The 12,441-nt window shown below is 42.3% G+C and carries 14 protein-coding genes and 1 pseudogene; 8 read left to right on the top strand and 7 right to left on the bottom strand.

Annotated elements, in window-relative coordinates:
• Positions 1–42: 42 nt before the first annotated feature.
• Positions 43–1,041 carry an LLM class flavin-dependent oxidoreductase gene (locus tag RIN69_RS15330; protein ID WP_313852843.1) on the bottom strand — a complete coding sequence of 333 codons (999 nt, stop codon included), beginning with the start codon at positions 1,039–1,041 and terminating at the stop codon, positions 43–45.
• Positions 1,042–1,247: 206 nt separating this feature from the next.
• Between RIN69_RS15330 and RIN69_RS15325 the strand changes: the two genes are divergently transcribed.
• The gene (locus RIN69_RS15325; protein ID WP_313852842.1) at positions 1,248–1,424 is read left to right on the top strand and encodes a hypothetical protein; all 177 of its coding nucleotides are present in this window, start codon (positions 1,248–1,250) and stop codon (positions 1,422–1,424) included.
• Here RIN69_RS15325 and RIN69_RS15320 read toward each other — a convergent pair.
• Both RIN69_RS15320 and RIN69_RS15315 read right to left on the bottom strand, forming a co-directional pair.
• On the bottom strand, positions 1,421–2,170 hold the full coding sequence (locus RIN69_RS15320) for a 4'-phosphopantetheinyl transferase family protein (RefSeq protein WP_313852841.1): 750 nt from the start codon (positions 2,168–2,170) through the stop codon (positions 1,421–1,423). The two genes, RIN69_RS15325 and RIN69_RS15320, sit on opposite strands and share 4 nt — an antisense overlap.
• Before the next feature lie 136 nt (positions 2,171–2,306).
• Positions 2,307–2,513 carry a hypothetical protein gene (locus RIN69_RS15315; protein ID WP_313852839.1) on the bottom strand — a complete coding sequence of 69 codons (207 nt, stop codon included), beginning with the start codon at positions 2,511–2,513 and terminating at the stop codon, positions 2,307–2,309.
• Between the two features lie 225 nt (positions 2,514–2,738).
• Here RIN69_RS15315 and RIN69_RS15310 point away from each other — a divergent pair, with 225 nt between their 5' ends.
• Positions 2,739–2,975, top strand: a complete 237-nt coding sequence (locus RIN69_RS15310; protein ID WP_313852837.1) for a putative hemolysin — start codon at positions 2,739–2,741, stop codon at positions 2,973–2,975.
• A gap of 209 nt (positions 2,976–3,184) precedes the next feature.
• Here RIN69_RS15310 and RIN69_RS15305 read toward each other — a convergent pair whose 3' ends face one another.
• The 3 genes from RIN69_RS15305 to RIN69_RS15295 are packed head-to-tail and all read right to left on the bottom strand — an operon-like array spanning position 3,185 to position 4,460.
• Positions 3,185–3,532 (bottom strand): DUF1493 family protein, encoded by a 348-nt coding sequence (locus RIN69_RS15305; RefSeq protein ID WP_313852835.1) that lies wholly within the window; start codon positions 3,530–3,532, stop codon positions 3,185–3,187.
• Positions 3,517–3,966, bottom strand: a complete 450-nt coding sequence (locus RIN69_RS15300) for an STM2901 family protein (protein WP_313852834.1) — start codon at positions 3,964–3,966, stop codon at positions 3,517–3,519. The genes RIN69_RS15305 and RIN69_RS15300 overlap by 16 nt, the downstream gene beginning before the upstream one ends.
• A gap of 11 nt (positions 3,967–3,977) precedes the next feature.
• Entirely contained in the window at positions 3,978–4,460 is a 483-nt protein-coding gene (locus tag RIN69_RS15295; RefSeq protein WP_313852832.1) for an Hcp family type VI secretion system effector, read from the bottom strand.
• A 267-nt stretch (positions 4,461–4,727) separates the two neighbouring features.
• Here RIN69_RS15295 and RIN69_RS15290 point away from each other — a divergent pair.
• A pseudogene (locus RIN69_RS15290) lies at positions 4,728–5,754 on the top strand (IS3 family transposase); the annotation flags it as partial.
• Here RIN69_RS15290 and RIN69_RS15285 read toward each other — a convergent pair.
• Complete coding sequence (locus RIN69_RS15285) at positions 5,747–5,956, bottom strand: hypothetical protein (RefSeq protein WP_313852831.1); 210 nt, start codon at positions 5,954–5,956, stop codon at positions 5,747–5,749. The pseudogene RIN69_RS15290 and the gene RIN69_RS15285 sit on opposite strands and share 8 nt — an antisense overlap.
• 111 nt (positions 5,957–6,067) lie before the next feature.
• On the opposite strand from RIN69_RS15285, the gene hxsD reads away from it, so the two are divergent.
• The 5 genes from hxsD (at position 6,068) to RIN69_RS15260 (ending at position 12,356) form a co-directional block, all read left to right on the top strand.
• Positions 6,068–6,340, top strand: a complete 273-nt coding sequence (hxsD, locus tag RIN69_RS15280) for a His-Xaa-Ser system protein HxsD (RefSeq protein WP_313852830.1) — start codon at positions 6,068–6,070, stop codon at positions 6,338–6,340.
• On the top strand, positions 6,340–7,728 hold the full coding sequence (gene hxsB, locus RIN69_RS15275; protein WP_313852828.1) for a His-Xaa-Ser system radical SAM maturase HxsB: 1,389 nt from the start codon (positions 6,340–6,342) through the stop codon (positions 7,726–7,728). The genes hxsD and hxsB overlap by 1 nt, the downstream gene beginning before the upstream one ends.
• Entirely contained in the window at positions 7,721–8,833 is a 1,113-nt protein-coding gene (gene hxsC / locus RIN69_RS15270) for a His-Xaa-Ser system radical SAM maturase HxsC (RefSeq protein WP_313852827.1), read from the top strand. Before hxsB ends, hxsC begins: the two co-directional genes overlap by 8 nt.
• Complete coding sequence (gene hxsA / locus RIN69_RS15265; RefSeq protein ID WP_313852826.1) at positions 8,830–9,459, top strand: His-Xaa-Ser repeat protein HxsA; 630 nt, start codon at positions 8,830–8,832, stop codon at positions 9,457–9,459. The genes hxsC and hxsA overlap by 4 nt, the downstream gene beginning before the upstream one ends.
• A gap of 152 nt (positions 9,460–9,611) precedes the next feature.
• Positions 9,612–12,356, top strand: a complete 2,745-nt coding sequence (locus RIN69_RS15260; RefSeq protein WP_313852823.1) for an SIR2 family protein — start codon at positions 9,612–9,614, stop codon at positions 12,354–12,356.
• The last annotated feature ends 85 nt before the right edge of the window (positions 12,357–12,441 follow it).

The raw sequence follows: 12,441 nt of genomic DNA, 5'->3' as shown, positions 1-12,441 counted from the left end.
GGCCTTATTGACCTTTTATTTTGGCTATCATCATTTTTACTGTTATGCCGCCACCAGTTGGTGACTGGCTAATAATTCGAGGGATTTAATTCTGTCGTGCCCATTACTGATTGGCGTATCAATTATAAATTCTTCAATGGCAAATCGCTGGTGCAGTGCCTCTAATTGCGCATGAACCTGTGCGGCGGTGCCTTTTAATACCGCAGCGGATCGCGGCTCAATTCGCGCGCCTTCAGCGCCTGACTGGCGAATAAAGGCTTCGGCCTGTTTTAGATTACCGACGGTCACGCTCTGACCGGCAGGCGTATGTACGCGGTATTGTTGTAGATCCTGCGCCAGAATATTCGCTTCGGCCGGTGAAGAGGCAACAATAACCTGAACCGCCAGTATCGCCCGCTGGCCGCCGCTGTCGAGATGATAGGCAGTCAGCGCCCGCGCCTGCTCTTCACTGTCGCCATTAAGATGTGCGGCAAACACAAATTGCCAGCCAAGACTGGCCGCCAGACGCGCGCTGCCTTCACTGGCTCCCAGCAAAAAACGCTGCGCGGGCAGTGCCGGCAGCGGAGTCGCATGCAGGGTGTCCTGCTGTTGATCTACGGGGGAAGGGCGCAACCAGCCATCCAGCTGTTCCAGCTGTGCGGTAAAGTCGCCTTTCTCGTCCTGATGCAAACCCTGCTGCAAGGCGCGTGTTGAGAGCGGCAATCCGCCCGGCGCTTTACCCACGCCCAGATCGACGCGGCCCGGTGCCAGCGTGGCCAGTAAATTGAAGTTTTCTGCCACCTTATACGGACTGTAATGTTGCAACATTACGCCGCCAGACCCGACGCGTATCCGGCTGGTCTGCGCCAGAATCCAGGCGATCAGCACTTCTGGAGACGGGCTGGCCAGCGAGGGCGTATTGTGATGTTCCGCCAGCCAGAAGCGGTGAAATCCCCACTCTTCAGCACGTTTCGCCAGTTCGAGGGTGCGTGCCAGGGCCTGTGCTGGCGTTTCACCGTCGGCAAGCGGGCTTTTGTCTAACAGGCTCAGTCGCCAGGTCATCAGCTTGATTCCTTAAAAGCATTCAGTACCGGCAATTATTGAAGTTGCTGTCAGATGATGTAAAACAACAAAAATTGCTTAATGAAGCCATTAAACGGGATAAGCGGCGTATTGCTGTTGGATGGGTTTTGTTGGCAGAAATTAGCATTTTGCTCTCGCCGCATGTCGCGCTTTAATGGCACTTCATTCGACAGAGGAGAGCAACGATGAAAGGTTTATGGCTGCATTTTACGCACTTTTTCCATGTACCCTCTGGCATGGCAACGTTGGACAGTTGTCGGGTGATAGAGGCGATGATGCCGATGATGGAGCTGTACGGTGTTGATATCCGCGATCTGCCTGCGCAGCGCTCTGACAGCGAGTCGCATCAGATCCGGGATTAACCGCCAGCAGGGTGAATCTCATCCGCGACCAGCGTGATGATTTCATCCTGTTGCTGTTGAAAATAGCCGCTGAACTGGCGTCCGGCCGGAAATTCAGCGCTGAAACTGCGCGTCAGTCGCAAACACGCCTCGCCAGTCTCGCCATCCAGCTTCGTCACTTCCGCACTGTGAAAATCCATAAACTGCCGCAGGTGCGGATACAGCGCTTTGTACAGACTCTCTTTCAGCGAAAAAGCCAGCGTGAGTGCGGTAGTCAGCGGCAGACCGCACTGCCTTAAATGATGCAGTTCGCTGGCCGAGACAATCATTTCACTCAACTCCAGCGCATTGTCCGCTTTCATCAGTTGTTCAACATCAACCCCAGCCAGGCGCTGCGGCCGGTCAGCTGCGCTGATAATCACCGCCCGTTGTGCGGTGTGTGACAGTGAGCCGATGATACCCCTGGGCCACATGGGTGCGCGGTCGGCGTCATTTTCCAGCGTAAAATCAACGATTCCTGACGATGCCAGTGCAACTCGCGCGGCATAGCGACTGGCGAGATATTCAGCGCGGCGCTTGATTACCGCCTGGCTCAAATGAGCCGGTTGCGGGATATGATAGAAAGCAAACAGCGCCGGATCAAACTGCTGAACATCAAAACGAATTTCCGTCAGGCTCAGCCACGGGTTAGCGAGCAGCGTGGTCTGCTGCAGCTGGCTGATAAACCGGCTGGCCGGGAAGGCAATAGCTGAGAAGGGGTTAAACATAGCCTGCAGAGAGTGAGTAGTGTGAGGTTCGATTACAGCAGCAATGAGGGATAATTTCAATCAACAGGCAGGGCGATGGAGAGTCAGAGCAGCCGTTGCGCTGCTCTGAATTAACGATTAGTCAGCAACCGTGCGTTTAATCATTCGGCGGAATGGAGAAGCCCTTCAGCGACACGATAAAATGGTTGTGGCCTTTGGTAATTCTCGCGCCTTTATCACACCAACGGCTGGCAAGACGAAAGAAATCGTCGCTGCCGATATCATAAGCCAGTTCTACTTTATTAATCCCTGAGTGCAGCAACTCTTCAGCGTCCCGGTCATTTTTTGCTTTGATGATTACCATGATAAATGAGTCCGAATGGGTAATTTTGTGCTAACAGCTTAAGAGAGTTATGTGACATTTTTGTTGCAATCAGATGAATTGAGAAAAAGGCCAGACGGATTTGCTGCCTGAAGCGGTACGTTCAAGGCTAATTAGCGGTATCGGCAGAATACTGTGATTCGGTGCCAACCCTGATAGTATGCAGGTGTAAACCCCGACAGTTAACTTATTTAATTAAGGTTATCGATGAAGAAATTAGTGAGTTTGATGATGTTAACGTTATTGGCGGGATGTTCGGCGCAGCGTGAAGCACCCGTACCGCCAAATGTTATGGGAATGGCGAATCCGGCTTCTGTATATTGTCAGCAGAAGGGCGGCAAGTCAGAGAATATTCAGACGACTCAGGGCACCCGATCGGACTGTTTACTGCCGGGTGGCGAGCGTATAGACGAGTGGGCGTTGTATCGCCGCGATCATCAATAGAGCTGATGCTTTGCCCGCTCCTCAGTTACGGCTTTAAACTGCCAGATAAGTGATTTATGCAATGACATTAAACACCCCAAGTAGGTCATTCTTAAATCCAACTAAAAAAGCATCAACGACAGGACAGATGAGCATCAGTTAAGATCATATAAGAGCCAGTAAAATTGCTGGCTTGCCCTAATAATAGGGCAGGTGTGGTATGAACTTGTTTAATCATACAGCCATCTTCCAGCTTTTGCAGATTCAGCGAACATTCTTACGGTTAATGGTTGGCGTGTCTGCTCAATTTGTTCCCGTTTTGCTTTGAACCATCGGGTTACCAGGGGAGTGTTTTCCCAGGGAAAGTAACAAGACCAATCAACAACAGATAAGTCCACTTTAAAGATTTTTTCAAATTTCCTAATCGCATCTTTAAAGTCATCGCCAGGTGATTCAAACAGGTCTGAATCAAGTTCAAGAGGTATTTCTTTCCAGTCGCTGTCTAAATATCCGGGAATTTCTTCCCGGAATAGTGCCAGCACTTCGTTTTGAATAGTACTCATCAGAAAGATGTCCACATTATGCGATCTTTCGGTCGGGCAATCAGGTTGTATTTAGCCTGAGTCTTTCTTGATACCTGGTAAAGTGAGTTTATAAGGCCAATCCACCCCAACCACGGAACGTAACGTGCTATAACTGCGGCAAGTTTGTTGGTCTTCTGTATCCTTAAGCCGACAGGTGTAGGAACTCTGATCCCGAAAGGTATTCGCGTGTCTCTAAGAAGCATTCTTCCATACTTAGAAATGACGCTTGTACCTTTGATAGCGGCACCAGGTTTTTGACGCGTCTTTAACCATGGTTGACCGGATAAAATAGCCGCACCGGATTCAATGCCAATTCCAAGCTCATCGCAAAATTGCTCAAGAAAAATCACGTCGAAAAGTTCACCTGACGACAGATTACTTTGTCCGTGGTAGAAGTACGTTCCATTAAGCTCCTCAGTCGTATCCATTCAATCACCTATCAAGCGGTTTGACGGTCGTTCCATGCGTCGCTGTAGATTATATTGCCTTCGCAATGCTTCCAGGTGATTTTCTCATAGCGTAACTCGACTGTTTCGATATGATTATTATTGTTATCTTCTGGCGCAGCCATAGTTGGAGATACTGAGACAATCCGAACACCTTCAAGCAGCATGTTAAAGTATTCTACTTCCTGACCAGCATCATTGATTTTATACCACTTGATCTCAGCAGATTTGAGATTCTGACCAGTGGCAACCGCTTTATATAAGTATGGGCTGGAATAGTCGAACTCCTTCACGATAAGCATTGGTGAATGTTGGCGGGTACCCGTGGGTTTACCAGTAGCGTTATCTGTGGGTATAGAAAGGTTATGATGAAACCCTTTAAACTCGATGCTGAATTCTCTATCCGCTACGTCACAGCCGCCTTTAATGAGCGCGCCTCCATCATCATAGAGCCACATATTGCCCGGAATAGCCATTCTTTCATCATCCTTATGTTGTTATAAGATCCATAGAAGTAGTGTAACTATTGAGGGATGGGGGGTAAATAACTTAAAAGACGATTTTTTACTGCGAATTTGAAGAAAAAAGCTTTTTTAATATGCTGTCATTTCTGAGTCTGAATTAAAATTTTCGGAGCTGGCTTGAAGTGGCAATGTTGATGGACTGTTAATCTGACCTGCTCCCCGTTGATTCGTATACTCCGATGTTAGTAATGTTTTCATAAGCCACATGAGAACATCCCCATTTCCGACGCCACGTTTACACCTAGCGTAAGAAGTATGGCGGTGTGGAGGTGCCTGAGGTTAAGCGCCTGAAGTCGCTTGAGGAAGAGAAGGCCAGACTCAAGAAGCTGCTTGCCGAAGCCATGCTGGATAAGGAGGCGCTTCAGGTGGCTCTTGGGCGAAAGTACTGACAACAGACCAGAAGCGCGAAGCTGTGGTGTTGATGTGTGATGCGACCGGTCTGTAGCAACGTCGTGGCTGTAGACTCACAGGTTTGTCCCTGTCTACCTGCCGCTATGACGCTCAGCGTCCAGCAGCTGATGCCCATTTATCAGGGCGCATCACTAAGCTGGCACTGGAGCGCAGGCGTTTTGGCTACCGCCGCGTATGGCAGTTACTGCGCCGTGAAGGGCTTCATGTTTATCACAAGCGCGTGTACCGCCTTTATCATCTGAACGGGCTGGGCGTAAAACGCAGACGACGTCGTAAAGGGCTGGCAACAGAACGTCTGCCGCTGCTCCGCCCGGCGGCGCCCAATCTGATCTGGTCGATGGATTTCATCATCGATGCGCTGGCTACTGGTCGCAGGATCGAGTGCCTCACCTTCGTCGATGACTTCACAAAGGAATGCCTGACTGTCACTGTTGCCTTTGGGATTTCAGGCGTGCAGGTCACGCGAATTCTTGACAGCGTTGCGCTGTTTCGCGGCTATCCGGCTACGATAAGAACTGATCAGGGCCCGGAATTTACCTGCCGCGCGCTCGATCAATGGGCCTTTGAGCATGGCGTGGGGCTGCAACTTATCCAGCCCGGTAAGCTGACACAGAACGGATTTATTGAGAGTTTTAACGAACGCTTTTGCGATGAATGCCTGAATGAACACAAGTTCAGTGACGTCAATTATGCCAGGAAAACCATCAGTGAATGGCGTCAGGATTATAACGAATGTCGCCCGCACTCCACGCTGAATTATCAGACGCCGTCTGAATTTACGGCGGGCTGGAGAAAGGGTAATTCTGAGAGAGAAGGATCCGAAATTACTAACTGAGCCTTGTATCTAATCCTGGGGGCTGGTCACACCAGCTCATAATGTTTCTACGTCTTTCAAGGTATTGTGAGCGATTGTAGGCTCTTTTGGCTTCGTTAGTATCGATGTGTATCAATGCATCTTCGATCTCGTCAGGAGGAAATTTTTTCTGTTTAAAAATTGTTGAAGCATTAGCAACATCATTTTCAGAATCTTCACTCAAATGCTAATATCCTGTAACACATTAATTAAATTGTGTATCCTCATTTCTAAAGGAAAAATCCGCTTTAAAGCGGTTGCTGATTGTGATTATTAGTTTTGTGAGGTAAAGGCAATGTGCGAAAGGATGTTTAGAAAAGAACTTTATTCTGAATGGGTAATACGCAGTAGCCTCTATTGGATGACTCCGCTTACTCAGTGGAAACTCTGTGAGGATATATCTTATTGGACAATCTCTTTTGAAAATGATAGTACCGAATGCCTCTATGAATTCGATAGGCTGCTGAATGATTACACTTTGCGAGAAAAATTACATCATAAAACAGGGGCGTTGAGAGATTCAATTGTCCATAAAGTGCTTCGCAGTGTCGATGAAAGGCTTTCATAATGGAATTGATGCCATTCAATTTTGACCGATTGCCTAATGGACAGGTGTTTATAAGCAATCTCGCTGGCTTTCACCACTTCATTGATGAGCAAGAGCTGCTTGATCTTTCTGATGAGCAAATCAGTACGGAGCATTCAAACGCACTAGAGAGCAAGCTTTTCATAACCCACGAAAGCTCATCGACTATAACACCCTATGCTTTAAGTTCTGCTTTTGCAAAACGATTGATGAATGAACTGGCGGTCAGGCCAATTTTCATGATTGTGCCCACGCTACGTTGCGACCATACCTGCAAGTATTGTCAGGTCAGTAGAGCTTCCGTGAACGCCTCTGGTTATGATCTAAATCCCGATCTCATCCCTGATATCATTTCTACTATCAAAAAACTATCGACACCACCTTACAAGATAGAGATACAGGGTGGAGAGCCACTATTGCGGTTCGATTTAATTCAGTCTATCTATGAGCAATGTGCTGAAACTCTGGGAATCACCGATTTTGAGATGGTGGTAGCATCAAGCCTGTCTGTCTTGAATAAGGAAATGCTTGAATGGTCGAGAGATAGGAACATAACGTTCTCTGTTTCGCTTGATGGTGAGGAAGTTGTTCATAACAGTAATCGAATTCTTGGTCATGGGCTTGCGTACAGTAGAACAGTGTCAGGGGTAGAGGCTATCAAACGGTCTTTAGGCGCTGGTCGCGTTGCAACGGTTACTACAGTTACTAAAGATCTTATCAGGCATCCTGAATCGATTGTCCAGGCTCACTTGTCTCTTGGCCTCAAGGACATGTTTATCCGACCTGTTAGTCCTTATGGGTTTGCACAAAAAGCATCGTTCACCTTTTCTATGGACGAATACTTAAGTTTCTATGCCTCGTTGATAGATGAAATCCTTAAGATCAACAATGAAGGGATAAGGGTTGTGGAACATTCGGCCTCCATTCATCTGAAAAGGATCTTCAATCCCGATTTTAGTGGTTATGCGGATTTGAAGTCGCCAGGTGGGGTCGTGCTTAACAGTATTCTTTTCAATTATGACGGTCGAGTATATGGTAGCGACGAGAGCCGTATGTTGCAGAAAGTGAATCCTGAAACGGAGTTCAGTGCGGGGGAGGTTAAGACGCTATCATTTTCCAAGAGTCCTTACTATAACGCAGTATTGAGTTCATCGTTCAATTTTGCTCTGCCAGGTTGTGATACATGCGCGTATCAACCATTTTGCGGTGCAGACCCATGCCAGAACATAAGTGTACAAGGTGAGCCTGTCGGTGACAGGAGTCGTTCAACGTTTTGTCAGTATCACAAGGGGATGTTCAGGTATCTGATGAACTCCATCTCAGAAGGTGGTCCGAAGGCTGAGATGCTAAAAGGATGGGCATATGTCTGAGGTTATCAGGAATGATATCTTTCATTTTTCTTCAAAAAAGAATGTGCCCACGGGGTTCTATAGGTTATGCAAACAAAAACCAGTGAACCCTTTATTCTTTTTGCCCAATTTACTGGTAGTTGCTGAAGGCAATAATTATGCCATTCAACCATGCTTTGATTACTCTGTTATTAACACTGAATTATTTGAGTCAATTGAAGATGGAGATATTGGCATAATCAACAATGGCAATATGATACGCGTTATTCTGTCCCGCAGAGCCAATCATAATACTGTCTTAGTTACGGAACGCTGCAATAACCTGTGCCTGTTTTGTTCCCAGCCACCAAAGAAAGCAAATGATGACTGGCTGCTTACCCAATCAGCCCTTGCTATAGCTTCATTTGGTTTGAATGGAGTTGTTGGGGTCAGCGGTGGTGAACCTCTGCTGTATGGAGATGATTTCCTACATTTCATTGATTTTATCATCGAGAACTCACCAGATACTGCTTTGCATGTATTAACAAACGGACGCAAATTTGCTGATACCAACTTTACTCAGGAAATGGCAAAGCGAAGCAAAAAGATCAAAATCACCTTTGGTATCCCGCTCTACTCATCAAGACCACTTGTGCATGACCATCTTGTAGGGAGTAATGGCGCATTTAATGAAACGGTTAAGGGGTTAATCAATGCAGGAAACTCAGGGATTAATATCGAACTTAGAGTTATTCCGACACTGGCTAACTATACAGAATTGGATGATATTGTTGAGTTCGTTGGCCGTGTGTTCTCCAACATCAATCAGATTTCCCTTATGGGGTTAGAATCTATCGGTTGGGCACGAAAGAACTGGTCAACAATCTTCATTGAGCACAGCAGTTATGGTGAGAAAATAACCTCCGCCATAGACGCTGCACACAGGTCAGGCATACCTCTAACAATTTTTAATTATCCTTTGTGTCATCTTCCTGAAAGAGCCTGGGAGCTTGCTGCTCAGTCGATCTCTGATTGGAAAAATTACTATCCTAAAGAATGTGATGAATGCACTCAGAAGTCTTCCTGTGCTGGTTATTTCAGTTCATCAAAAGGCCGTTTTCATCAACCTCCGAGACCAATAATATGAAAAAGTTTAATTTCGCGGCTCTGCTTCCTGGATTTTTGGCTCTTAATAACTCTGTATGGGCAAGTGATTCATCTACCGGTGCCAGTGACTTACCTGGTATGGCTTTGAACGAACATGATTTGGTTATAGCCCCGCTCAACACCGAAGTGCCGTTCTACATTGCAGGACACAGAAGTCACAGTTCTCATCGTAGCCATAGCTCACACCGTTCCTCATCAGGCGGAGGTTACTATGGCGGAAGCGCTCCTTACTATCCCAAAACATACAGCTCGCCAAGCACCTCAGACTCATCCAGTTCAGGAACTCGCTCCTCCTCCTCCTCTGTCCGTTCACTTCGCTCTAATGACACAGATAGCACAACCACAACAAACTCAGCAGGAACCACAGGTGCTAATCGAGCAAGTAGCGGGCTGACTTCGGATACAGAAAAACGTAAGCGGTTGATCATGAGAGTGCAGTTCGCCTTGCTCGATAAAGGTTTTTACAACGGTAGTATTGACGGGAGTATGGGGCCTGCAACACGAACAGCCATCAAGAATTATAGAGTTGCAAATGGGCTACCCACACAGGTAAGGGAAACCTTGGACACTCAGTTATTAAATTCACTCAATATCCTCGCAAGGTAAATGGAATGGAAGAAATAGTGCATCAACAAAATATAAATGATTTTATATAAGAATAAACTGGTTTTTAAGTATGACAGTGTAAATATCAAGACTTAAGATTAAGTTTTTTCTATCAGAAGATTGATTTCATAATTCGAGTGAGAGGGTGGGAAATGGAGTACTTGTCATTTTTAGAAAGTAATCTCAAAGAGATACTTGACGCTAAAGAAAATAACAAATTAGTTTTTTTTATAGGTGCTGGCTATTCTAAATTCAGCGAAACTGAATTGTTAAAAATACCAAGCTGGGGTGAGCTAATACAGGAGTTAAAAGAAGAGTTAGGTGTTGTGGATGAAGGCGATTATTTAAAAATAGCACAGCTTTATTTTTTGAAATTTGGTCAGCATTCATATGTTAATAAAATAAAATCTTCTATCAGAGAACTTGAACCAAGTGATTATCATAAGAAAATTTTTGAATTAAATCCACATTATATAATTACAACTAATTGGGATGATTTGATTGAAAAAACGGTGAAATCAATGGCGCTGCCATATGACATTATAAGTTCAGATATAGACTTGGCTCAGAGTAAGTTAGATAAAAAAATAATAAAGATGCATGGGGACTTTAAACAGCACAACTTCGTATTCAAAGAGGATGATTACTTACAGTATAATAAAAATTTCCCTTTGATTGAGAATTATATAAAAGGAATATTCTCTACTTGCACTATCGTTTTTCTTGGTTACTCATATAGCGATTATAATTTAAAGCAAATTATTACTTGGATTACAAATATCTCTAAAGCTACACCTAACAAATTTTTAATCCAAAAAGACTTCAGTTATGCGCATGCTCAATATCTTAATAATCATGGGATTTCATTACTTACTCCTACTACAAAAAAAATGACATATGAAAATCTGTATGGTTGTTTCTTTGATGACCTAAACACTATCGCAGATCGAGGCGCACTAATTATAGAAATGTTAAAGTTTTCTGAGAATAATTTGAATGATAAAAAACTTCTAAAGGTTATTAATAATAAAATAATTGATTATTTTGAGTATAAATTTAGAGCTTTAAAGCAGTATAATGTTCTTCTTCCAGAACAGATAACAAAAAAAATAACTAATTGTACTATCAATTTTATACCAAAGGTCAGATTAGAATTTCCAGATAATCTTTTGACAAATGATTATGATGTATATAAAAGAAAAATAAATTTTATATATAATTCGTTGTTCTTGAGTGGAAATGATAAATGCAAAGCTAGTTTTGATGCTATTCTTAATAAAGCATTTATTGATTCAGTTTTAATATCTGGAAAAGAATACAAAATTCTGGAGAGAACGGATAATGTAAGTGAAAATATTTTAAATAAACTTACTTTTAAGTACAGTAAAAATAGTTTAGAAATTATGATGATGAATAATAATTTCAAGGATGTTTTGAGTTTTTATTTGTCAAAAGTTAATTTTTACCTGGATGAAAGTAACTTCATTATGGCTACCATTAACATGGCTAATTTTGATTCAGTTTATCAGCGAGTTGAAAGCCATGCTAAAAATGTTAATGATAGACACTATAGCACTTGTATAATTTTACTTAATGAGTTTAATTGTTTTAATTATAAGAATAGAATTAAGGACTTTCCAAATGATCTACAATCTGACTTAAATGAGCTTGTTGACATTTTAGAGTTTAAAGAGATTTACAAGGCGTATTATAGGTTTAGCGTAGAGACAAGAAAGTATAGGAAATACTCGGATATTAGGAATAATGGTGGTATTGCTTATTCTGCTGATGAAGCCAATATAAGAGCAAAGCTTTACCCTTATATTAAATTCATTTTAGGGAACGACCTTTTTATTGAAAATTACATAGAAACTAAGTCTTTGTTTGAAGACACAGTTATGGATAGTTTAAACTATAACTTTAGCGAGAATTATTTCAAAATTCAACTTGTTGATGTTTTCATTTTAATAAAATATTGCAAGCATGATGTAGTTAAAAGCTTTGCAAACAAGCTGTTAGAAAATAAAATAATATTCGAAATAATACACATGGAATGTAAAGAAATTCGTTATGTTAAAAAGTATGTTTTAGAGTCTCTTAAAAACATATGTTTGCTTTTCAAGGATAAAGATCAATCGAATATTTATTCGACATTCGTTGATGGTTGTTATAAAAATATAATTATCATACTAAGCTTTATTCGTTGGAACGAAGTAGAGTTAAAAAATATCATCGAGAATATCTTGTCGGTATCCTATTTTAGAACGCAAGGCACTGATCTCTATGATAGCATTATGTATTTTATTTCTGTTAATAATTATTTATACAATAGATCAAATAAAATAATTCTCAATATTATTGACATTATTGTTGAAAAGATTATTTATGAAAAAATTAACGGTTATGACAATATATCTTTGGATATAGGTATTCTTAATAACTTGTATCATGTTTCAACTGTGCACGGTTATAAATATGAAAATGTTTCTTTAGTAAAAATGTTGATTTCAAAAGTGGAAAATATAGAAATAAGGTCAAAGAGGTTTTATACTGAGAAATTACTTCTTAATATTAGAAGAATAGGAAATGATGAGGTTCGCGATGAGATTGATAGCTTTGTTAAGGATGAAATATTGAATTTCTCTTGCGAAGAACCGAAAGATTATATTTTTAAGTTAGTTCTAATTTCTGAGGGTTATTGTTTTCCTGAGGTTTTTATATCTGAGCTTGAAAATTTTATTGAGAACATCTTTTCTAATGACAGTTTAGATGCTCAACTTACGAAAATAAAAGTTCAAAATGACTTGTCACGGTATTTGAAGTATTTGATTGAAGAAAAAGGATTGAGTCAATTTCAAGCATCATTTGATAAGTTTACAGCTTTAAGTAAATCTTAGTTTTTAAAATAATTTTACTTAAAATTATCAAAGATATTTAACACACCGCTTTATTTCATGCTAAGGTGGTGTGTTATATTCTAAT

Source organism: Winslowiella toletana, assembly GCF_032164335.1.
GTDB classification, from domain to species: domain Bacteria; phylum Pseudomonadota; class Gammaproteobacteria; order Enterobacterales; family Enterobacteriaceae; genus Erwinia; species Erwinia toletana_A.
The sequence above is the reverse complement of the archived record's forward strand: the minus strand, read 5'-3'. Positions and strand labels throughout refer to the sequence as shown.

Excerpts from the sequence above, each read along its gene's own strand:
- RIN69_RS15330 (WP_313852843.1), bottom strand. The coding sequence starts at position 1,041 with ATGACCTGGCGACTGAGCCTGTTAGACAAAAGCCCGCTTGCCGACGGT.
- RIN69_RS15325 (WP_313852842.1), top strand. The coding sequence starts at position 1,248 with ATGAAAGGTTTATGGCTGCATTTTACGCACTTTTTCCATGTACCCTCT.
- RIN69_RS15320 (WP_313852841.1), bottom strand. The coding sequence starts at position 2,170 with ATGTTTAACCCCTTCTCAGCTATTGCCTTCCCGGCCAGCCGGTTTATC.
- RIN69_RS15315 (WP_313852839.1), bottom strand. The coding sequence starts at position 2,513 with ATGGTAATCATCAAAGCAAAAAATGACCGGGACGCTGAAGAGTTGCTG.
- RIN69_RS15310 (WP_313852837.1), top strand. The coding sequence starts at position 2,739 with ATGAAGAAATTAGTGAGTTTGATGATGTTAACGTTATTGGCGGGATGT.
- RIN69_RS15300 (WP_313852834.1), bottom strand. The coding sequence starts at position 3,966 with ATGGATACGACTGAGGAGCTTAATGGAACGTACTTCTACCACGGACAA.
- RIN69_RS15295 (WP_313852832.1), bottom strand. The coding sequence starts at position 4,460 with ATGGCTATTCCGGGCAATATGTGGCTCTATGATGATGGAGGCGCGCTC.
- hxsD (WP_313852830.1), top strand. The coding sequence starts at position 6,068 with ATGTGCGAAAGGATGTTTAGAAAAGAACTTTATTCTGAATGGGTAATA.
- hxsB (WP_313852828.1), top strand. The coding sequence starts at position 6,340 with ATGGAATTGATGCCATTCAATTTTGACCGATTGCCTAATGGACAGGTG.
- hxsC (WP_313852827.1), top strand. The coding sequence starts at position 7,721 with ATGTCTGAGGTTATCAGGAATGATATCTTTCATTTTTCTTCAAAAAAG.
- hxsA (WP_313852826.1), top strand. The coding sequence starts at position 8,830 with ATGAAAAAGTTTAATTTCGCGGCTCTGCTTCCTGGATTTTTGGCTCTT.
- RIN69_RS15260 (WP_313852823.1), top strand. The coding sequence starts at position 9,612 with ATGGAGTACTTGTCATTTTTAGAAAGTAATCTCAAAGAGATACTTGAC.